This is a genomic window from Cellulomonas sp. FA1 (assembly GCF_000986825.1).
GTDB lineage: Bacteria > Actinomycetota > Actinomycetes > Actinomycetales > Cellulomonadaceae > Cellulomonas > Cellulomonas iranensis.
On the sequence record NZ_LBMY01000001.1, the window covers coordinates 2,369,949 to 2,391,415 of the forward strand.

The following is a 21,467-nucleotide window of genomic DNA, read 5'->3' on the forward strand; positions in this document are numbered from 1 at the left end:
TCCGCCGGACGGCCCCGTCCGGGTGTGCAGGTCCGGTGGAGGTGAGGCGCCGAGCAAGGAGCCGAGGGCCCGGGGTCAGGCGCCGCCGGTACCCTCACGGGTATGCCGAACCCTGCCCGCTCGCGTGGACGCCAGGTCAACGCCGTCCAGGCGCTGGCGCTGCTCCTGTCCTTCGTCCTCGTCGCCGGGATCGGCGGCCTGCTCACGGCGGGCCTCGTGCTGCCCGGCGTCGCGGCCGCCAACGGCGTGGCGACCATGTCCGCCACGGCGTTCGACGAGGTGCCCAGCGAGCTCGAGCAGCGGACGCTGCCGCAGAAGTCGGAGATCCTCGCGGCCGACGGCACGCTGCTCGCGACGTTCTTCTACCAGAACCGCGTGGTGGTGCCGCTCAGCGAGATCGCCCCGATCATGCAGAAGGCGGTCGTCGCGGTCGAGGACCGCCGGTTCTACGAGCACGCGGGCGTCGACCCGCAGGGCATGCTGCGCGCGGCGATCGCCACGCTCGCCGGCGGCGACGGCGGCGGCGCGTCGACGCTGACGCAGCAGTACGTCAAGAACGTCTTCGTCGACGCCGCGCTCCGGGCCGAGACCAAGGAGGAGCGCGACCGGCTCACGCGCGAGGCGCAGGAGAGCGAGGGCCTGCCGGGCATCGCGCGCAAGCTCCGCGAGGCGAAGATCGCCATCACGCTCGAGAAGAACATGTCCAAGGACGAGATCCTCGAGAAGTACCTCAACATCGCGGCGTTCGGCTCGTCGGTGTACGGGGTCGAGTCCGCGGCGCAGTACTACTTCGGGATCCCCGCGAGCCAGCTCAACTACCTGCAGTCCGCGACCATCGCCGGCATCACGCAGTCGCCCGCGAAGTGGGACCCGGTCGGCGCGGCCTCGCAGACCGAGGAGGAGCACCAGGCGCGCTACAAGACGTCGCAGACCCGCCGCGACCGCGTCCTGCGCGACATGCACCGCGAGGGCTTCATCACGCAGGAGGAGCTCGACACCGGGCTCGCGACCCCCGTGCAGGACACCCTCAACGTGCAGCCGCTGCGGCAGGGCTGCATGACGGCCGGCGACGCCGTGCCCGGGTCCGGGTTCTTCTGCGACTACGTCACCAAGGTCATCGGGAACGACCCCGTCTTCGGCGAGACCGCGGCCGAGCGCACGAACAGGCTCTACCGCGGCGGCCTCACCATCACGACCACGCTCGTCCCCGGCGAGCAGGCCGTCGCCGACGCCGAGGTGAAGAACGGCGTGCCGGTCGACGACCCGTCCGGGGTCGCCTCCGCGATCGTCTCGGTCGAGCCCCGCACCGGCAAGATCACCGCGATGGCGCAGAACCGCACCTACTCGGCGCTGCAGAACCAGGGCGAGCGCGAGACGTCGGTCAACTACAACACGAGCTACCGGTACGGCGGATCGGGCGGCTTCGCCCCGGGGTCGACGTTCAAGGTGTTCACGCTGCTCGAGTGGCTCAAGCAGGGGCACGCGCTGCAGGAGACGGTCAACGGCACGCGCCTGAAGTACAACAACAGCGAGTTCACGGCGTCGTGCAGCGGACGCCTCACGGGTGAGTACCCGTTCCGGAACTCCGAGGGCGGCAGAGCCATCAACCAGACCGTCATCGACGCGACGAAGAACTCGGTCAACTCCGCGTACATCGCGATGGCCCAGCAGCTCGACCTGTGCAACATCATGCAGGGCGCCGCCGACCTCGGGGTGACCCGCGCCGGCAACCCGAACGCGAACGACCTCGAGGGCCGCCCGATGGGCGACGTGCCGTTCAGCCCGTACCCGTCGTCGGTCCTCGGCACCAACTCGACGTCGCCGCTGCAGATGGCGGCCGCCTACGCGACGTTCGCGGCTAACGGCACCTACTGCAAGCCGGTCGCGATCACGAGCATCGTCGACTCGACCGGCGCCGAGCTGCCCGTGCCCAGCGCGGACTGCCGCGACGGGGCCATCGACCCCAAGTACGCGTCGGCCATCAACTTCGCGCTGAGCAACGTCTGGACCGGCACCGGCAAGGACATCGCGAAGCCGCCGTTCCCCGCCGCGGGCAAGACCGGCACCACCTCGAGCAACGAGTACAACTGGTTCGTCGGCTACACGCCGCTGCGCGCCACCGCCGTCTGGGTCGGGTTCCCGGGCGAGATGCGCTCGATGAACCGTCAGACGATCAACGGCCGCACCTACTACCGCGGCCCGTACGGCTCGTCCATCGCCGGGCCCACGTGGAGCCGGTTCATGACGCAGGTGCTCGCAGGCGCCGAGAACCCCGGGTTCAGCAACGCCGGCGACCGCGAGGTCTTCGGCGAGCGCGTGTCCGTGCCGTCCGTCGTCGGACGGTCCGAGTCCGACGCGCGCAGCGCGCTCGAGCGCGCGGGCTTCCGGGTGTCGGTCTCGGGCGAGCAGGTCCAGTCGCCGTACCCGGCGGGGACGGTCGCGCAGCAGTCCGCGTCGAGCGCGACGCGCGGGGCGACGATCACGCTGACGCTGTCGAACGGTCAGCCCCCGGCGCCCGACCCGGCCGCGCCGGGCGGTGGCCAGCCCGGCGGAGGAGGCGGCCAGCCCGGCGGGCCCGGTAACGGGCGCGGCCCCGGCGGCAACAACGGTCAGGGCAACCCCGGGAACCAGAACCCGTGACGGCGCGCACCGCGCACCCCGGCGCGGGTGCGCTGCGCGCGGCCGGCGGGCTCGCGCTCGCCGGCGCCGCCGCGCTCGCGTGGGCCTCGCTCGTCGAGGTGCGCTGGTACGCGCTGCGCGAGGTGACCGTGCCGGTCCTGCCGGCGGGGCAGGACCCGCTGCGGATCCTGCACGTGTCGGACCTGCACCTGACGCCCGGGCAGCACCGCAAGGTCGACTGGGTGCGCGACCTGGCGTCGCTCGACCCGCACCTCGTGGTCGACACGGGTGACAACTGGGCGCACCTCGAGGCGATGCCTGCGCTGCTGCGCGCGTTCGAGCCGCTGCTGCAGCTGCCGGGCGCGTTCGTGCTCGGTTCCAACGACTACGTCGCGCCGTCGTTCAAGAACCCGGCGCGCTACCTGCTGCCCGACGCGCGCCGCACACCGGCCGGGCCGCCCGTCGCGCTGCCGTGGCGCGAGCTCGTCGCGCGGCTGACGGGCGCGGGCTGGATCGACCTGTCGAACCGCCGCGACGTGCTCGAGGTCGACGGCCGCACGCTGTCGTTCGTGGGGACGGACGACGCGCACCTCGACCGTGACCGCATGCCGCCCGCGGGCGGCCCGGACGACGCGCGGACGTCCGACGGCAGGTCCCCCGCGGTCGACCTGCACCTGGGCGTGACGCACGCGCCGTACCGCCGTGTGCTCGACGCGATGCACGCCGACGGCGTCGACCTGACGATCGCCGGGCACACGCACGGCGGCCAGCTCGCGGTGCCGTTCCTCGGCGCGCTCACCACCAACTGCGACCTCGACCTGCGGCGCGCCAAGGGTCTGCACGGCTGGCCGGGTGCGCGGCCCGACCGCCCGGCCGGCGCGGGGTCATCGTGGCTGCACGTGTCGGCGGGCCTCGGCACGTCGCCGTACGCGCCCGTGCGGTTCGCGTGCCGGCCCGAGGCGACGCTCCTCACACTCACGTCGCCCTGACGCATTTCGTGTCCGGGCCGCTCGTCGGCTATCCTTACCAGGCTCCACCGGGGTGTGGCGCAGCTTGGTAGCGCGCTTCGTTCGGGACGAAGAGGTCGTGGGTTCAAATCCCGCCACCCCGACAGACGGTGTCCACGGGCACCGACGCAAGAGGCCGGACCCTCAGGGTCCGGCCTCTTCGCGTTCCCGGGCCCCGCGGGTCAGAGCGGCCAGCGCCCCGGTTCGAGCAGCAGCAGGTCGGTGAGGTAGCCGCGACGGGCCGGGTCGGCCCACTCCGCGTCGTCGGTGCCCGCGGTGAGCATCCACGTGCCCCACTCGAGGCGCATGTACACCAGCGCGTCCTCCCACCGCGCGCGCTCGGCGGGCGTCAGCGGCGGCGCGACCGCGAGGTACGCGTCGCGCAGCACCGCCCACTCGCGTGCGTCAGGCAGCGCCGCCGGGCCCGCCTCGTGACCCGCGAAGAGCGCCGTGTACGCGAGGTCGAGCAGACGCGGCGCGACCTCGCCGTTCTCGAGGTCCACCATGACCGGGCCGTCGTCGCCCACGACGACGTTGACCGCGCGCACGTCGAGCGCGACCGGCCAGGCGGGCAGCGCCGCGTCCCGCACGCGCGTCAGCTGCGCGTCCCAGAACCCCTCGAGCTCGTCGGCCCAGCGGGCCGCGACCTCGTCGGGCAGCCCCAGCCGGGCGACCACGCCGGCGATCGCGTCGACGTCCTCGGCGACCGACGCGGCGTCGTGCTCGGGCCACGCGAAGCGCGGCAGGTCCGCGAGCGCCGGGTCGTCGGCGAGCGGCGCGGACGCGGCGTGCAGGCGCCCGAGCAGGTCACCGAGCAGCGCGAGGTCGTCGGGCAGGCGCACCGGACGTCCGTCGACGAAGGGGTACGCGACACGGTGCTCGACGCCCTCCGGGCCGGGCACCGCGATCGGCACCGGCAGGCCGTCGACCGGGGCCACGGCGCCGACGCCCGCGGCGACCAGGGCACGCGCCCACGCCGTGAGCGCACGCTGCCCGGGGCCGTCGTCGAGCGCGGGCTTGACGACCACGCGCGTGCCGTCGCCCAACCGGGCGGCGTGCACGGGCGACGAGTCGTGCAGGGGCGCGGGGTCGACGTCCGCGTCCGGGCCGGTGCGCTCGCGCAGCACGGCCCGCAGCGCGGCGACGGACGACGGGGCGGGGTCGGACGACGGGGCAGGGTCGGACGGCATGCGGGGCCTCTCGTCGGCGGGACGCCGGCGGGGTCGTCGGCGGGGCGTCGGCTGGGACGCGCGGACGACCCGTGGGGGCCGTGCGCACGCACGGCCCCCACGCTCACCCGGGCGTCGTGCGGTGCGCACACGAGTTGCGCACCGCACGACGCGCCGCTCAGCCGCGCGGCCCCAGGTAGGACACGTCGCCGTCGGACGACCGGATCGTCACGGAGCGCGACGCACCCGGGTCGGTCGGTGCGTCGACGGTCTGGCGACCGCTGCTCGTGCTCATGTCCAGCGCGACCGGGACACCCGTGCCGTGCACGGTGACGCGCCCGCTGCTCGTCACGGCGCTCACGTCGCCGTCGACGCCCGCGACGAGCACCGCACCGTCCGACGACCGCGCCGACGTCGCACCGCCCGCGCCGTCGACCTCGACGCGCCCCGAGGACGTGCGCGCCTCGACGCCGCCGCCCGCGTCGCGGACCATGACGTCGCCGTCCGACGAACGGGCCGCGACCGTACCGCTCGCCCCGATGATCTCGACGCGACCCGACGAGGTCCGCGCCTGCACGGCGCCACCGACGTCGGACACCGTCACCGAGCCGTCCGACGAGCGCGCCGTGACCGCACCGCGCGCCCCGACGACGGTGACGTGCCCGGACGACGTCCGCACGGTCGCCGCCGCGAGCGCGCCCTCCGCGTCGACGTCGCCGTCGCTCGTGCGCACCACGAGGTCGGTGCCCTCGGGCAGGCGCACCGAGGTGCTCGTGCGGCACGTGCCGATGAAGCGCCACCCGCACGTGTGGCGCACCACCACGCGGTCGTCGCCCTGCTCGGTGGACGAGTCCGGGGTGCGCCACAGGGCGCGCGTCCGACGCTCGACCTCGACCGTGTCGCCGGTGGTCGCGAGCACCGTGACGGACCCGTCGGCGACGATCTCGACGACCTTCGCGGCGGGCACCGACTCGGTCGTCGTCTCGGTCGTCGCGGTGAGCTCGGCGAGGCCCTGCTGCGCGAGCTGCGCGACGCAGATGCCGGCGAGCACGGCACCGACGATGGTGAGGACGCGCCCCCGGCGGGACGGGCGGCCGACGGGCGGCGGGGCGTCGGCGGCAGCCGGTGCGGGTGCGGCGGGCGTGGTGGGCGTGGTCATCGCGGGGTTCCGTTCGTGGGGGCGTCCTCGAGCCAGCGCAGCACCGCGAGCACACGGCGGTGGTCGGACGCGTCGGGCGGGAGGTCGAGCTTGGTGAGGATGGACGTGACGTGCTTCTCGACGGCCGGCAGGCCGATGACGAGGCGCTCGGCGATGGCCGCGTTGGACCGCCCCTCGGCCATCAGGCCGATGACGTCACGCTCGCGGGGGGTCAGCGCGTCGAGCGTGCTGCGCCGCGACCGGGCGAACACCTGCGCGACGACCTCGGGGTCGACGACCGTGCCGCCGGCCGCGACCCGCGCGAGCGCGTCGAGGAAGTCGTCGACGTCGGCCACGCGGTCCTTGAGGACGTACCCGAGGCCGCGGGCGTCGGCCGCGAGCAGCTCCCGCGCGTAGCGGGCCTCGACGTACTGCGAGAGCACCAGCACCGGCAGCCCGCGGTGCAGGCCGCGCAGGTGGACGGCGGCCCGCAGGCCCTCGTCGGTGTGCGTGGGCGGCATCCGGACGTCGGTCAGCAGCAGGTCCGGGAGGTCCGCGTCGGGGTCGCCCAGCACCGCGACGAGCTCGTCGGCCGTGCGGTACCCGGTGACGTCGTGGCCCTCGGCGGTCAGCAGCCGCGTGAGCCCGTCGAGCAGGAGGACCGAGTCCTCGGCGATCACGATGCGCACGGCACCTCCACGGTGAGCACGGTGCCGCCCGTCGCCGGGCTGAGCAGCAGGAACGCGCCGTCGAGCGCCTCGACGCGGCGACGCAGGCCGTCGAGCCCGCCGCCGGGTGCGGCGGTGGCCCCGCCGCGGCCGTCGTCGGCGACCTCGACGCGCAACCGGTCGCCCGCCACGGTCGCCCGCACCACCACCTGGGCGGCGTGCGCGTGCTTGGCGACGTTGGTGAGCGCCTCGGCGACCACGAAGTACGCGGCGGCCTGGGCCTGCACGCACATGCCGGGCTCGAGGCCGCGCGTCTCGACGTCGACCGGCACCGGGCTGCGCGCCGCGAGCGCCGAGAGCGCCGCGTCGAGGCCGCGGTCCGTGAGCACCGCCGGGTGCACGCCGCGCACGAGGTCGCGCAGCTCGGCGAGCACCTCCTTGATCTCGCCGTGCGCGGCGTCGACCGCCGCGACCGCGGCCTGCGGGTCGTGCGCGGCGGCGCGGCGCGCGACCCCGAGCTCGACGCCCAGCGCGACCAGGCGCTGCTGCGCGCCGTCGTGCAGGTCGCGCTCGATGCGGCGGCGCTCGTCGTCGGCCGCGTCCACGGCCGCGCTGCGGGTCTCGCGCAGGTGCTCGGCACGCCCCTCGGCCGCGTTCGCGCGGGTCTCGGCCTCGCGGGCGGCGCGCTCGACGTCGGCACGCGACCGGCCGCCCAGCAGCGCACGACCCAGCCGCACCTGCGCGAGCGTCGTGAGCTGCACGACGAGCGCGGACACCCAGGGCAGCACGACCGCGACCGGCACCGCCACGTACGCCGGCACGCGGATCACGTCGAACGGCTGCCGCGAGGCGTCGACGAACGGCGTCGCCAGCAGCACCCACGGCACCGCCGCGAACGACGCGGCCAGCGGGACCGCGACCGAGGTCAGGACGCTCGTGACCGCGGCGTGCGCGACGGCGAGCCACGCGCGGTCGTCGCGGGCACGGGGCCACCACGACCGCCGGCCCCACCCGGCGGGCGCGGGCGACGGCGGCGGCACGACCACGCCGAGCTGTGCGGCGAGCCGCGTGCGCTCGACGCGGCCGTAGACGCGGGCCAGCGCCAGCGTGCCCAGCAGGACCGGGACGCCGACCACGACGAGCGCGGTGCCCACGCCCACCGCGACACCGGTGATCAGCAGGATCGCGCCGAGCACCGTGAAGAGCGTGGAGACCGCGAGCTGACCCGCGCCGCTCCACGTGGCGGCGGAGACGGGGGCCAGCAGGAGCGCGCGGCCGCCGCGCAGCGCGGGTGCGACGTGCTGCACGTCGACGGCGGCCGGGACGTGGTCGGACGGGTCGCGCAGGGCCGTGGAGGACGGGGTGGACCGGCCCGCGCGGGGCGGGGCGGTGACGGGGCCGGAGGTCATGACCACGAACCTAGGGCGCGGGGCGCGGCGCCCGCGCCCGTGCTCGCCCACGGACCGGGGGTAGGGCTGCCCCCACCCCCGGCACCGCTGCCGTCACGACGGCGGCGGGCACGACCGAGGGGCCGGCCCCGGGGATCGTCCCGGGACCGGCCCCTCCCCTGCCGTGCATGGGGTCACGGTCAGGTCCGCCGGCGCAGGGCCGGCGGGTGCGTCAGCCGACGGCGCAGGTCGCGCCGTTCAGCGTGAAGGACGTCGGCGCGGTGTTGGTCCCCGAGTGGGAGCCGTTGAAGCCGATGTCCACCGACGCGCCCGGTGCGAGCGCGCCGTTCCACGCGGCGTTGGTGGCCGTCACGCTCGTGCCGGACTGCGACCAGGTCGCGCTCCAGCCCTGCTGGACGGTCTGCCCGTTCGCGAACGTGAACCGCAGGCTCCACCCGTTCAGCGCGGTGGTGCCGTTGTTGGTCACGCGCACCGAGGCCGTGAAGCCGGAGTTCCAGCTGCTGGCCGTGTACCTCACGGTGCACGCACCGGTCGACGTCGGGGTCGGGGTCGGGGTGGGCGTGACCGTGGGCGTGGGCGTGACGGTCGGCGTCGGGGTGGGCGTCGGCGTCACGGTCGGCGTCGGGGTCGGGGTGACCGTCGGCGTCGGGGTCGGCGTGGGCGTCGTGCCGTCGCTCTCGAACAGGCGGTGGTAGTCCGACAGCGCGCCCGCGATGGCCGTCTGCGCCCAGAACCGGTGGTACGTGAACTGCGGGTCGGCCCCGCCGTTCAGCGCCGCCTGGACCTTCGACCACTGCGGGTCCTGCTTGTAGAACGACCGGATGTCGAGGAACGACACGCCCGGCTTGATCTGGTCGCCGTTGGGCATGGTGCCCGACCAGCCGTTCGGCACGAACACGCCGTTGCCGCCCGCGGTGTAGACGTCGTCGAACCGCTGGTAGTCGCCGCGCGTCTCGACCGAGGTGACGCCCAGGCCGTCCTGGTTGTGCTCCCAGATCGCGTCGAGCAGGTCCTTGGCGGTGTCGCGCGCCGCGGTGTCGCCCGAGCGGGCGGCGTAGAAGAGCAGGGCGCGCGCCGTGTCGCCGGCGACGCCGACGTCCTGGCCCGAGCTCTTGACTGTGACCGTGAGACCGGCGTTCGACCCCGGGTTGGTCGGGTTCCACGTGTCGGGCTTGCCCGACCACGTCAGCTCGGACGGCACCGACCAGTCCGCACCGTCGGTCTCGACGTGGTCGACGACCCAGTCGGCCCACTTGTCGAGGATCTTCTTGGCCTTCGCGTTGCCGGTCTCGTAGTAGAGCTCGGCGACGCGCTGGACGCCCCACGCCTGCATGCCGAACCACTGGTTCGACGGCGGGTCGGCGTACACGGGCGCCTCGGTGTAGGCCATGCCGTAGAACGTCGGCGTGCCGGCCGGGGGCTGCGCGTAGGCGCCGTCCCAGCTGTTCGTCGCGCCGCCGGCGATCGGACCGTTGCTCGACTGCAGCCACGTGTAGAACTCGAGCTGCCGGTCGAGCGCCTTCGTCCAGTCGGACTTGGCGGTCGGCGACTTCGGCGTCAGGGCCGGGTCGTTGGCCAGGGCCCACGCGGCGAACGGGTTCTGGTAGCCGAAGTGCGCGTGCGACGAGCTGATGCGCCACGACCACGGCGACGACGTGTCGAGCGCACCGCCCCACGCCATGTACCAGGACAGCAGGTAGTGCGCGGACTCGCGGTTGCTGCCGGCCGGGCAGGACGGCGACGTGCAGCCGATCTGCTTGAAGTACTTGTCGAACAGCGTGTACCGCAGGTAGTCGCCCATCTTGGACGCCTTGGCGACGGTCTCGGCGACCTGCGCCTGCTTGCCCTGCTCGGTGGCCCACTTGTTGGCCCAGTACACGGCCTCGATCGCGCGCGCGTCGGCGTCGGACGCCGACGTGTACTTCCACTGCTTCGCGTACGACGCGTCACCCGTGAAGATGTCGAGGAACCCGTTGCGCCCGCCCGACGTGAAGTCGTCGCACGTGGGCTGCGGGATGGTCTCCCACACCGACTCCTGCGGGCCGCGCTGGAACGTGTTGATGAGCGACATGCCCTGGTGCGACGGGCCGAGCTGGCAGCCCGGGCCGGGTGCGGCGCCGAAGCCGTAGACGTTGTCGACGTCGCCCAGCCAGTGCATCTGGTAGATGTCCGGCGAGCCGTACGCCGAGCGCAGCTCGGCGGCGAGCGGGTCGCGGCCGACCGAGACGCCGCTGCTCAGCTGCGACGGGTAGTTGCTCGGGTGGTTGTACTCGGCGGCGTACGTGGCCGGCTTGCTCGCGTCGTACGACGCGTTGGTCGGCTGGTCCTCCTTCTGCGGGATCATGTACGTCTCGAGGTTCTTCCACGCGGCGTTGAGCGGTGCCCACTCGCCGGTGGCCTGCCCGTAGAGGGCCTCGAGCCAGATCCAGTAGGAGTATGTCTCCGACGTCGTCTCGTGCCCGTAGTCGGGCGCCTCGACCATGAGGGTCTCGACCGCGTGGTACGGGATGCCCTGCGCGCTGAAGTACCCGTTGGCCGGGTCCTTGATCTTCTCGTACTGCTCGAGGAACCGCGTCTTGTACTCGTCGCTGACGATGGCGGCGGCCGGGGCCGGCCCGCCGCCGGACAGCGCGGAGGCGGCCTGCGCGCCGCCCGCGGCCACGAGCGTCACGCTCGTCAGGACGGCCCAGGCCGCTCTGACGGCGCGCCGTCGGGTGGGTGAGGTCATGGTGCGAACCTTTCCTGGCGTCGACCACGCGCGGCCTCGGTGCCGGCGTGGGCCCGGGCGGCGGCCTCGGTGCCGCCGCCCGGTCCTGCACGAAGGAACGGACCGCGGGGGTCGCGACGACGGGCGTCGCGCCCGGGCGCGGCCTGGACGCGCTCACTCTGTGGGGGCGCACAGGTGCCGTCCAGGTCGCGAAACGCTTAGGGAAGCCGGTTGGTGGGAGCGCGACCAGACCACCCGCCGCGCGACGCGCGACGGCGCCGCCCGGACCCGCCGGACGGCGCCGCACCACCGCGTCGCACGGACGTCAGGTCCAGCGGAACAGCCGCACCGCGAGCGGCAGCCCCAGCAGGGCCCACGCGCCCATGACCAGCAGCTCCGTGCCCGGGAACGGCTGCCCGACCCACGCCGCCGTCATGGCCTGCGTCGCGGCGCCCAGCGGCGTCCACCGCGCGAGCGCCTGCACGACGTCCGGCATGAGCGGCAGCGGCAGCCACACGCCCGCGAAGAACAGCGACACGAAGTACAGCGTCATGCCCCAGCCGTTCGCCGCGGCGGCCGTCGGCGCGAGCGCCGCGACCACCGACCCCAGCGCGAACGTCGACAGCACGGCCAGCAGGAACGCGAGCAGCACCGTCCCCACGTGCGCGGGCGTCGCGATGCCCAGCACGACGACGCCCGCCCCGACCGCGAGCAGCGCGGCGGCCACGAGCGCGACGAGGTGGACCGTGACCTGCGCGACCAGCAGCCGCCCCGGGCCGACCGGGGTCGTCGAGAGCCGGCGCAGCACGCCGCGCTGCCGGTACGTCGCGACGACCGCGGGGAACGTGGACAGCGCGACCGTGCCGACCGCGAGGCTCAGGACCGTCGGGGTGTACCCGGTGATCGCCGAGATCCCCGCGAGCGCGGGGTCGCCGTCGTCGTACGGCTGGTCGGCCCACGGCATCACCAGGCCCAGCACCGTGAGCAGCAGGGCCGGGAACAGCAACGAGAAGAACAGCACCGACGGGTCCCGCAGGAACAGCCGCGCCTCGACGAGGGTCATGCGCAGCAGCGCGCCGCCGCGGGCCGCGCGCCGGCGCGCGTCGTGCGGGGCCGGTGCGAGCGTGCCGTGTGCTCGCACCGGGGCGGGCGCGCGCGGGGGGACGGGCGCACCCGCCGGGACAGGGGTCGTGGGGCTCATGTCACACCTCCGCAGCGGTCGTGGCGGGTCGGGCGTCGGCGTCGGTCGGCGCGGACGGGTCGGCGTCGGCGCCCGTGAGGGAGACGAACGCGTCCTCGAGCGACGCGCGCTCGAGGTGGACGTCGGTGGTGCGCACCCCGGCGCGCGCGAGCGCGACGAGCGCGTCCTGCACGAGCGCGCCGCCGCCGCGCACGACGAGCGCGCCGTCGGCGACGCGCGCGTCGCGCACGTCGGGGACGTCCGCGAGCGCCGCGAGCAGCGCGGCGTCCGGCACGGCGACCTCGGGGCGCACGTGCAGCACCTGCTCGCCGTGCGCGAGCCGCACGATCTCGGCGGGCGTGCCGACCGCCGCGACCCGACCGGACGCGATGAGCGCGATGCGGTCGCACAGCCGCTCGGCCTCCTCCATGAGGTGCGTGACCAGCACGATCGTGACGCCCGCGTCGCGGATCGCCTCGACCACGGCCCACGTCTCGCGGCGCGCGTGCGGGTCGAGCCCGGTGGTGAGCTCGTCGAGGATCGCGAGCTGCGGCCGCCCGACGAGCGCGAGCGCGACCGACAGCCGCTGCTTCTGGCCGCCCGAGAGGTCCTTGAACGCGGCGTCGCGCTTGGCGGCCAGGCCCAGCAGGTCGAGCAGGTCCGCCGGGTCGGCGGGGTCGGCGTAGAACGACGCGTACAGGTCGAGCGCCTCGGCGACGCGCAGCCGGTCCGGCAGCGCGGACTCCTGCAGCTGCAGGCCGACCTGCTCGTGCAGCGCCGCGGCGTCGCGGGTCGGGTCGAGCCCGAGCACCTCGACCGTGCCACCGTCGGGGCGGCGCAGGCCGGCGATCATCTCGACGGTCGTGGTCTTGCCGGCGCCGTTGCGGCCGAGCACGCCGTAGATCTCGCCGCGCTCGACGGTCAGGGAGACGTCCTGCACGGCGAGCGTGCTGCCGTAGGCCTTGCGCAGGTGCTCGGCCCGGACGACGGGTGCGGTGGTCATCGTGACCTCCAGGGGTGGACGGACGTGGGGAGGCGGGGTGCGCGCGGGTGCGCGGTGCCGCGGGGCCGGCGGACGGTCCCGTGGTGACGTCGTGCTCGTGCGGGCGAGGGCGCGGCTAGGTGGTGCGCTGACGGATCTCGACGGTGCGGGTGACCGCGGCGTACGCCACGGCCATGACGACGACCAGTGCGACCCCGCCGAGCAGCGGCGGCGCGGCGGCGGACCACGTGCGGGCCACGTGCGCGTCCCCGCCGGTGCCGTCGAGCAGCGCGGCGACGCCCAGCAGCGGCCCGACCGTGAGCGGCAGCGCGAGCGTCCCCCACCAGCCGGGCGCCCGCTGGTAGACCACGCCCACCAGCAGGCCCGACACCTGCGCGGCGACGAGGAAGACGACGAGCTCGGCCAGCAGCACGCCGGCCGGCGAGGACTCGTCGGCGAGCATCGGGTCCGCGATCCGCCAGCCCCACCCGGCGGCGTCGTGCACGGCGCGCTCCGCGAGCACCAGCAGCTGCAGCACCACCGCGTACGCGACCCCTGCGCCGACCGCGACCGCCAGCGACGCGCGGACGAACGTGCGCCGGGTCCGCCCGGCGGCGACGTGCACGCGCAGCTGCGCGGCGACCACGAGCACGGCGAGCGAGAACGGGAACCACACGACGCCCTGCCGGGCGTACAGCGACACCGCGGTGCCCACCTCCCCGTCGACGCGCCAGAGCACGACGACGCCGAGGACGACGGCGGTCACGACGACCACCCAGAACCACGCGAACAGCCGGAGGTGGAGCCGCGCCATCCGCGCGGCCGCGCGCAGCACCGGGCCGCGGGGCCGGGCCGGTGCGGTGGTGGTGGTCATCGTGGGTCTCCCGGGCTCGTCGCCGTCAGGCCTGCGCGGACAGGGGCAGCCGCCGCGCGATCACCGCGAACGCGGCGGCGACGACGAGGACGCCGAGGGCACCGACGCCGCCGGCGAGGCCGACCAGCGCGCGCGGCGCGACGTCCCCCAGCCCGGGCACGTCGCCCGTCGGGGCGATGCCGAGGAACAGCAGCGCGAGCAGCGGCCCGACGGTCAGCGGCAGCGTGAGCGTGGCCCAGGCACCCCAGCGCTGGTAGGTGATGCCGACGAGCAGCCCCGTGGTGATCGCGAGCAGCGTGAGGACGACCGTGTCGATGGGCAGCGCCCACAGCGGAGCGCGCTCGCCGGCGAGCTGCACCTCGCGGAGTGCGGAGCCCCAGCCCGCGAGGCCGTGCAGCCACCGCTCGACCAGCACGACGCCGGTGAGCACGAGCGCGTACGCGAGGCCCGTGGCACCCGACGCCAGCAGCGTGCCGCGCACGAGGCTGCGCCGGGTCATGCCGGCCGCGACGTGGACGCGCGGGTACGTCGCGGCGACCTGGATGGCCTGCGAGAACAGGAACCAGACGAGCGCCTGCCGGCCGTGCACGGCGATCGACACGTCGACCCGCCCCTCGGCCACCCACACGGCGACCGTCGCGGCCGCGAGCGCGAGCAGCGCGATGGGCCAGAACCACGCGGCGAGCCGCAGCGCGGCGACGCCCTGGCGGCGCGCGACGTGCAGCGCGGGGGACGTGCGGGCCTGCCTCCCGGTGGGGAGCGCCGTTGCGGTCGTGGCGGTCACCGAGCACCCCCGACGTGCGTGGCGCGCTGCGGGTCGGTGAGGTGCACGAACAGGTCCTGCAGCGGCACGGGCCCGAGCTCGAGCCCGTCCTGCCGTGCGCGGCGCACGTCGCCCTCCGCGACGCCGCCGCGCACGGTGGCCTGGGTGGTGCCGCCGAGCCGCTGGGTCGCGAGGACCTCGCGCCCGACGACGAACGCGTCGACCGCGGCGGCGGGGCCGGTGACGGACACGCCCTCGGCGCGCAGCGTCTCGGCGTCCTGCGCGACGAGCACGCGCCCGCGGTCGAGCACCACGACGTCCTCGACCAGGCGCTCGATCTCGCCGATGAGGTGGCTCGACAGCACGATCGTGCGGGGGTGCGCGGCGTAGTCGGCGAGCAGCGCGTCGTAGAACGCGTAGCGGCTGGGCGCGTCGAGACCGAGGTGGACCTCGTCGAGCACGGTGAGCGGCGCGCGCGACGCGAGGCCCAGGACGATGCCGAACGCGGACTTCTTGCCGCGCGAGAGCTTGCCGGGCTTGCGCTTGGGGTCGAGCTCGAACAGGTCGAGCAGCTCCCCCGCGAGGTCGTGCGAGAACGTCGGGCGGGCGCCGGAGACGTACGCGAGGTTGTCCTTGATCGAGAAGTCGTCCAGCACGTCGCCGGACTCCCGCACGAAGCACACGCCGGGGACCACGCGCTCGTTCTCCCACGGCTCCTCGCCGTCGACGAGCACGCGCCCCGCCGTGGGGCGGCGGAACGCGGCCAGCAGCGAGCCGAGCGTGGACTTGCCCGAGCCGTTGCGGCCCAGCAGACCGGTGATGGTGCCGGGGCGGACGGTCAGGCTGACGTCGTCGAGCGCGACGACGTCGCCGAAGCGCTGCGTGACGCCCTGCAGGTCGACGCCCCAGCCGGCGGTGGTCGCGGTCATCGGGAGCCCTCCTCGGGTGCGACGGGGGTGGCGGGCGGGGCCGCGACGGGTGCGGCGGGCTCGCTCGCGGCGCGGGCGCGCAGCCGGGCGACGACGTCCTCGACGTCGACGCCGAGCACGCGCGCGGCGTCGGCGACGGGGTCGACCGTGTCGGCGAAGAACGACTCGCGGGCGTCGGCGACGAGGCGCTCGCGGGCACCGGGGGCGACGAACATGCCGACGCCGCGCCGCTTGTAGAGCACGCCCTCGTCGACGAGCTGCGCGAACGCCTTGGCGGCCGTCGCAGGGTTGATGCGGAACGTCGTCGCGTACTGCGTGGTCGACATGACCTGCTCCTCCGCGGCCAGCGCGCCGGAGAGCACGTCCTGGCGGATCTGGTCGGCGATCTGCAGGTACACGGGGTCACGGCCGTCGAACACGGTGCCCCTCCCTGCCGGTTCTGTGGTTCATTACTCGACTAATGAACCACAGAACCGGCGGGCGCACAAGGGGCGGGCACGCGACGCCCGCGACGTCACAGCCGCGTGCCGCCCGAGGCCTCGATCCGCTGCCCGGTGACCCAGCCCAGGGCCGGCGACGCGACCGCCGCGACCACGGGCCCGATGTCCGCGGCCTCCCCGACGCGCCCGAGCGCCGCCTGCGCGCCGAGCGCGTCCCGCAGGCCCGCCGCGTCGCGCACCGCCCCGCCGCCGAAGTCGGTCGCCACCGGCCCGGGCGCGACGACGTTCACGGTGACCCCGCGGCCGTCCAGCTCGACGGCCCAGTACCGCGTGAGCGCCTCGACCGCGGCCTTCATCGCGCCGTACGCCGAGTGGTCGCCGGGCTGCACGAACCGCGCGAGCCCGCTCGAGACGTTGACCACGCGGCCGCCGTCGGCCAGCAGCGGCGCGAGGGCCTGCGTCAGCAGGAAGACCCCGCGCACGTGCACGTCGAACAGCTGCTGCAGGTCGTCCGCGGTCGTGCCGCCCAGGGGTGTGGGCACCGCGTGGCCCGCGTTGTTGACCAGCACGTCGAACGTCGTGCGCGACCACGTGCCGCGCAGCGCGTCGGCGAGGCGGGCCGCGAACCCGTCGACGTCGGCGAGGTCCGCCGTGTCGAGGCGCAGCGCGACCGCACGCCGCCCCAGCGCCGCGACCTGCGCGACGACCTCGGCGGCCTCGTCCTCGTGCCGCCGGTAGGTCAGCACGACGTCGAGGCCGTCGGCCGCGAGCGCGACGACCGCCGCGCGCCCCAGCCCGCGGTTGCCGCCCGTGACGAGGGCGATGCGGATGTCGGTCATGAGGTCTCCTCGGGCTCCCGCACCACCCGGTCGGTGGCGCCGTCCCGTCAGCGTGCGCGCGACCATCGACCCGCAGAAGGCCACGACCGTCCAGGGACCCCCGATCCCCCGATCCCACCGCTCCCCGCGCCCCCACCGCCCCACACCCCGTCGCCGAACGCACCCCGGCCGCCGAACGCGGAGTTCCGCCGCCCATGAGGCCCGACCACCGGCAGAACCTCGCACTCGACACCACCCGGGTCGACGACCCCCGCCACCGAGACCGCCCACGCCGCCGAACGCGGGGTTCCGCCGGCCATGAGCCCTCGTCAACCGCAGAACCCCGCACTCGACACCGGTCCGCGGCGATGCACTCCCACCCACGGCGACCCTCTTCGCGGCCGGCGAACGCGGAGTTCCGCCGGTCACGGGCCCTCAGGAACGGCAGAACCCCGCGCTCGGGCGGGGAGGGCAAGGATGGAGCGGCGGGTCAGGTGGTCCGGCGGCCGGCCCGAGGTGGTGGCCGACCGGCCAGCCGGTGACGGTCGGTCGTGGGCCGACTGCCGGGCCGGGGTGGGGGTCAGGCGGGGGTGACGACCGCGCAGAGGTCCTGGCCGTCGGGGGCCGGGCCCGTGGCGCGCGCGAGCAGCCCGCGCAGCGCGGCGCGGTCGGCGGGGGTCAGCGCGCGGAGCACGTCGTCCTCGGCGGCGGCGATGCGACCCTCGACGTCGGCGAGCGCGGCGTGGCCGGCGTCGGTGGCGGCGATGCGGCGCACGCGCCGGTCCGCGGGGTCGGGGCAGCGCTCGACCAGGCCCGCGTCGCACAGGTCGTCGAGCAGGTACGTCATGACGGTGCGGTCGATGCCGAGGTGGGACGCGAGCGCGGCCTGCGTCGGCGGCACGTCGGCCGCGACGGCCACGCGCAGCAGGTGGTAGCCGCGGGGACCGGCGGGGATGCCGTCGAGCACGGCGCCGACGGCCGACCGCCAGCGGGTCAGCAGCGCGCCGAGCTGCCAGCCGAGGTCGTCGGCCGCGCGGGCGGGCGTCTGCGTGCTCACGTCCGCAGCATACGCGCGGCGCACAAGATCGTCTGTCATGCATATGATCTGCGCAGAACACGACCACGGGAGACAGCCACCATGACCGACTACGGGCACGAGCTGCGGTTCGGCACGTTCCTCACGCCGCAGAACGCCGACCCGCAGACCCCGGTCGCGCTCGCGGTGCTCACCGAGGAGGTCGGCCTCGACCTCGTGACGTTCCAGGACCACCCGTACCAGCCGTCGTTCCTCGACACCTGGACCCTGCTGTCCTGGGTCGCCGCGCGCACCGAGCGCGTGCACCTGTCGGGCAACGTCCTCAACGTGCCGATGCGCCCGCCGGCCGTGCTCGCGCGCGCCGCCGCGAGCCTCGACCTGCTCTCGGGCGGGCGCGTCGAGCTCGGCCTCGGTGCGGGCGCGTTCTGGGACGCGATCGAGGCCATGGGCACGCCGCGCCTCACGCCCGGCCAGGCCGTCGACGCGCTCGACGAGGCCATCGACGTCATCCGCGCGCTGTGGGACGCCGACGGCCGCGGCGCGCTGCGCGTCGGCGGGGAGCACCACCGTCTCGCGGGCGCCAAGCGCGGCCCCGCGCCCGCGCACGACATCGGCATCTGGGTCGGTGCGTACAAGCCGCGCATGCTGCGACTCGTCGGCCGCAAGGCCGACGGCTGGCTGCCGTCCCTCGGCTACCTGCAGCCCGGCGACCTCGCGCGCGGCAACGCGACGGTCGACGAGGCCGCGACGGCCGCGGGCCGCGACCCGCGCGAGATCCGGCGCCTGCTCAACGTCAACGGGCGCTTCTCCCCCGCGCCCGGCGACGGCCTGGACGGCCCGCCCGAGCAGTGGGTCGACACGCTCGTGCGGTACGCGCTCGAGGACGGCATCGGCACGTTCGTGCTCGGCACCGACGACCCGCGCACCCTCCAGACGTTCGCCGAGCGGGTCGTGCCCGCGGTCCGCGACCAGGTCGACGCCGCGCGCGCGACGTCCGGCACCGTGACGGGCGCGGTCCGCCCCGCGGCGGCGCTCGCGAAGCGCGTCGACGGCATCGCGTACGACACGGTCCCGTCCGACGTGCGCGCGGTCGAGCCGGGCGACCGGGGCTACGGCGCGCTGCGCTCGACGTACATGCGCCGCGGCGCGCCCGGCGTCGTGCTGCTGCCCCGCACCACAGCGCAGGTCGTCGACGCGTTGGGCTGGGCCCGGCAGCAGCGCGGGCCGCTCGCGGTCCGCTCGGGCGGGCACGGCATCTCGGGCCGCTCGACCAACGACGGCGGCGTGCTGCTCGACGTCGCCGCGCTCGACGAGGTCACGGTCGTCGACGAGGCGTCGCGACGCGTCCGGCTGGGCGCGGGCGCGACCTGGGGCAAGGTCGCCGCGACGCTCGCGCCGCGCGGCTGGGCGATCTCCTCGGGCGACTACGGCGGCGTCGGCGTCGGCGGGCTCGCGACGACCGGCGGCATCGGGCTGCTGGGCCGGTCGTTCGGCCTGACGGTCGACCACGTGGTCGCGGCCGAGGTCGTCACGGCCGACGGCACGGTGCACGTCGTGGACGCCGAGCACGAGCCCGAGCTGCTGTGGGGCCTGCGCGGCGCGGGCGGCAACCTGGGCGTCGTCACGTGGGTCGAGATCGAGGCGCGCGAGTACCCCGACGTGGTCTTCGCGACCATGACGTTCGACGCGTCGGACCCGGCCGCGCTGCTCGACCGCTGGGGCCGCACCGTGCAGGACGCGCCGCGGCAGCTCACGAGCTTCCTGCACGTGCAGGCGGGCGGGGGCGGGCGGCCGCCCATGGCGCAGGCCATGACCGTGTGGGCCGACGACGACACGACCGCGGCCGTCGCGGCGCTCGAGGAGCTGCTGGGTGCGGGGCCGGTGCTCGACCAGCGCGCGACGCTCACGCCGTACGCGGGCGTGGTCGGGCCGGTCGCGCGGCACCACGACGGCGGCGCGCCGCCCGTCACGCGCTCGGGGCTGCTGCCCGCGATGACCGACGTCGCGGCGGCGGACCTCACGCGCCTGCTGGCCTCGGGCGAGACGATGCTCGTGCAGCTGCGCGCGACGGGCGGCGCCGGCAACGACGTCGCGCCCGACGCGACCGCGTACGCGCACCGGCACCAGCAGTTCTCGGTCACGGCGTTCGCCGGCCGGTCGGCGCGCACGGGCCTGGACGACGCGTGGGACCGCCTCGCGCACCCGCACATGGACGGCCTGTACCTGTCGTTCGAGACCGACCCGCGGCCCGAGCGGCTGCTCGACGCGTTCCCGCCGCTCACGCTCGACCGGCTGCGCGCGCTCAAGCGCACGTACGACCCGGACCACGTGTTCGACCAGAACTTCCCCATCGACCCGCGGGGCTGAGGCCCGGGGCCTCGTGCGGCGTTCCGGCGGGCAGTCCGCCGGGACGCCGCACGTCACGTGTCGTCCCCATCACAGCAGGTCAGCGGCGCCGCTTGTTACCGTGCGGTACGTGATCCGTCTCCTCATCGCGTTCGTCGCCGGCGCCGGCATCGGCGCGTCGCTCCTGCACTGGTCCACCGGCGACGACCGGTACTCGTGGGTCTGGATGGCCGCGCTGCCGATCACGATCATCGGCCTGGTGCTCGTGAACGTCGCGCGCTCGTTCGCGAGCATGGCGCCGCCGGACCCCGAGGCGGTGGAGGCGGCCCGCGCCGCGGGTCGCCTCGCGGGCGCGAAGGTCCTCGACGTGCGCCGCACCGGCACCGTCATCAACGACGTCCCGCAGTACGACGTCGAGCTGCTCGTCGACCCCCGCGACCGCGGCCCGTACCGCACGGTCGTGCGCGAGCTCATCGACGCGGCGCAGATGCCGGGGCGCCTGCTTGGGACGGTGCTGGCGGTCGTCCGCGTGGGCGAGGACGCGCCCGACGTCGCGATCGTCGACGAGCCCGCGCCGCCCGTGCGGATCCACGCCACGCCCGACGCGCCCCTGTGGGAGCGGGACCCGGACAAGCCCGTGCCGGGCCGCAGGCGCCCGATCCTGCCGGTCGGCCGCAAGGGCCGCGGCGTGCGGTTCCTCGTGTACCTGCTGATCGCCGCCGTCGGCGTCGCGGTGCCCACGTGGCAGCAGCGCGACGACGTGCTGCTGGGCGTGCGCTCGGGCGGCGTCGGCCACGGCGACGCGTCGTACCTCAGCGGGCCCGGCCGGGTCGCCGAGGCGGTGCAGCGGTTCGCCGACGCCGCCGGCACGACCACGGTCACCGAGGTCCTCGCGTACGACGACCAGGTGTGGGTCACCGCACCGGTCGCGCCCGGCCGCGCCGCGTACGACACGTGGTGGGCGGTCGCGAGCAACGCGACCCGCGAGCGTCCCGCGACGATCCAGCCGGACCCGAGCGAGGAGTTCGACCTCTCCGCGGTGGACTGGTCGGCGCTGCCCGGGCTGTACGACCAGGCCGTCGAGGCGTCGGGCATCCCGGCCGACGAGATCTCGAGCGGGCACATCGGTGTCGGCTGGATCGGGTCCGACGAGGACCGCGCCGTGACCGTCCGCGTGTACCTGAGCGGGCCCTACGGCTCGTACACGCTCGAGGCCGACGCGCAGGGCACACCGATCGGCGCGTTCTGACGCGGCACCGGGCCCGCACCCGGCGCCGTCACCCGCCCGTCGACGCACGGCCGGTTCCCGCTCCCGGCGGGGGCCGACCGTCGTCGTCTCCCCCGAAGGTCGCAAGCGAGGTTCCCCGCTGCGCCCGAAGACC

General features: G+C 75.4%; 17 protein-coding genes and 1 tRNA gene. 5 read left to right on the plus strand and 13 right to left on the minus strand.

The annotated features are described in order from the left end of the window. Positions 1 to 102 precede the first annotated feature (102 nt). The 3 genes from GY42_RS10665 (at position 103) to GY42_RS10675 (ending at position 3,730) form a co-directional block, all read left to right on the plus strand. A complete protein-coding gene (locus GY42_RS10665) occupies positions 103 to 2,640 on the plus strand; it encodes a transglycosylase domain-containing protein (protein ID WP_046529311.1) in 2,538 nt (845 codons plus the stop codon). Next, on the plus strand, positions 2,637 to 3,608 hold the full coding sequence (locus GY42_RS10670) for a metallophosphoesterase (protein ID WP_046529312.1): 972 nt from the start codon (positions 2,637 to 2,639) through the stop codon (positions 3,606 to 3,608). Before GY42_RS10665 ends, GY42_RS10670 begins: the two co-directional genes overlap by 4 nt. 48 nt (positions 3,609 to 3,656) lie before the next feature. Continuing rightward, positions 3,657 to 3,730 (plus strand) — tRNA-Pro (locus tag GY42_RS10675). Between the two features lie 78 nt (positions 3,731 to 3,808). Here GY42_RS10675 and GY42_RS10680 read toward each other — a convergent pair. The 13 genes from GY42_RS10680 to GY42_RS10740 form a co-directional block, all read right to left on the minus strand. Further along, the gene (locus tag GY42_RS10680; RefSeq protein ID WP_046529313.1) at positions 3,809 to 4,816 is read right to left on the minus strand and encodes a hypothetical protein; all 1,008 of its coding nucleotides are present in this window, start codon (positions 4,814 to 4,816) and stop codon (positions 3,809 to 3,811) included. Positions 4,817 to 4,973: 157 nt separating this feature from the next. Next, positions 4,974 to 5,954, minus strand: coding sequence for a DUF4097 family beta strand repeat-containing protein (locus GY42_RS10685; RefSeq protein WP_046529314.1), 981 nt, complete (start codon positions 5,952 to 5,954; stop codon positions 4,974 to 4,976). After that, on the minus strand, positions 5,951 to 6,622 hold the full coding sequence (locus GY42_RS10690; RefSeq protein WP_046529315.1) for a response regulator transcription factor: 672 nt from the start codon (positions 6,620 to 6,622) through the stop codon (positions 5,951 to 5,953). The genes GY42_RS10685 and GY42_RS10690 overlap by 4 nt, the downstream gene beginning before the upstream one ends. Next, positions 6,610 to 8,010 carry a sensor histidine kinase gene (locus GY42_RS10695; protein ID WP_082131472.1) on the minus strand — a complete coding sequence of 467 codons (1,401 nt, stop codon included), beginning with the start codon at positions 8,008 to 8,010 and terminating at the stop codon, positions 6,610 to 6,612. The genes GY42_RS10690 and GY42_RS10695 overlap by 13 nt, the downstream gene beginning before the upstream one ends. A 211-nt stretch (positions 8,011 to 8,221) precedes the next feature. Beyond that, positions 8,222 to 10,738 carry a glycoside hydrolase family 48 protein gene (locus GY42_RS10700; protein ID WP_046529316.1) on the minus strand — a complete coding sequence of 839 codons (2,517 nt, stop codon included), beginning with the start codon at positions 10,736 to 10,738 and terminating at the stop codon, positions 8,222 to 8,224. A 304-nt stretch (positions 10,739 to 11,042) separates the two neighbouring features. Continuing rightward, positions 11,043 to 11,918: an ABC transporter permease gene (locus GY42_RS10705; RefSeq protein ID WP_082131473.1), complete on the minus strand. Its 876-nt coding sequence runs from the start codon at positions 11,916 to 11,918 to the stop codon at positions 11,043 to 11,045. 1 nt (position 11,919) lies between these two features. Beyond that, positions 11,920 to 12,900 (minus strand): ABC transporter ATP-binding protein, encoded by a 981-nt coding sequence (locus GY42_RS10710; protein WP_046529317.1) that lies wholly within the window; start codon positions 12,898 to 12,900, stop codon positions 11,920 to 11,922. Positions 12,901 to 13,015: 115 nt separating this feature from the next. Further along, complete coding sequence (locus GY42_RS10715; RefSeq protein ID WP_046529318.1) at positions 13,016 to 13,753, minus strand: hypothetical protein; 738 nt, start codon at positions 13,751 to 13,753, stop codon at positions 13,016 to 13,018. 25 nt (positions 13,754 to 13,778) lie between these two features. Further along, positions 13,779 to 14,537, minus strand: a complete 759-nt coding sequence (locus GY42_RS10720; protein ID WP_046529319.1) for a hypothetical protein — start codon at positions 14,535 to 14,537, stop codon at positions 13,779 to 13,781. Further along, positions 14,534 to 15,445 (minus strand): ABC transporter ATP-binding protein, encoded by a 912-nt coding sequence (locus tag GY42_RS10725; protein WP_046529320.1) that lies wholly within the window; start codon positions 15,443 to 15,445, stop codon positions 14,534 to 14,536. Before GY42_RS10725 ends, GY42_RS10720 begins: the two co-directional genes overlap by 4 nt. Next, a complete protein-coding gene (locus GY42_RS10730) occupies positions 15,442 to 15,864 on the minus strand; it encodes a GntR family transcriptional regulator (RefSeq protein ID WP_046529321.1) in 423 nt (140 codons plus the stop codon). Before GY42_RS10730 ends, GY42_RS10725 begins: the two co-directional genes overlap by 4 nt. Before the next feature lie 95 nt (positions 15,865 to 15,959). Then, on the minus strand, positions 15,960 to 16,724 hold the full coding sequence (locus GY42_RS10735; RefSeq protein ID WP_046529322.1) for an SDR family NAD(P)-dependent oxidoreductase: 765 nt from the start codon (positions 16,722 to 16,724) through the stop codon (positions 15,960 to 15,962). A 559-nt stretch (positions 16,725 to 17,283) separates the two neighbouring features. Then, on the minus strand, positions 17,284 to 17,760 hold the full coding sequence (locus tag GY42_RS10740) for a MarR family winged helix-turn-helix transcriptional regulator (RefSeq protein WP_046529323.1): 477 nt from the start codon (positions 17,758 to 17,760) through the stop codon (positions 17,284 to 17,286). A gap of 81 nt (positions 17,761 to 17,841) precedes the next feature. On the opposite strand from GY42_RS10740, the gene GY42_RS10745 reads away from it, so the two are divergent. Both GY42_RS10745 and GY42_RS10750 read left to right on the plus strand, forming a co-directional pair. Beyond that, positions 17,842 to 20,106, plus strand: a complete 2,265-nt coding sequence (locus GY42_RS10745) for an LLM class flavin-dependent oxidoreductase (protein WP_046529324.1) — start codon at positions 17,842 to 17,844, stop codon at positions 20,104 to 20,106. Between the two features lie 109 nt (positions 20,107 to 20,215). After that, entirely contained in the window at positions 20,216 to 21,334 is a 1,119-nt protein-coding gene (locus GY42_RS10750; protein ID WP_152667275.1) for a hypothetical protein, read from the plus strand. The last annotated feature ends 133 nt before the right edge of the window (positions 21,335 to 21,467 follow it).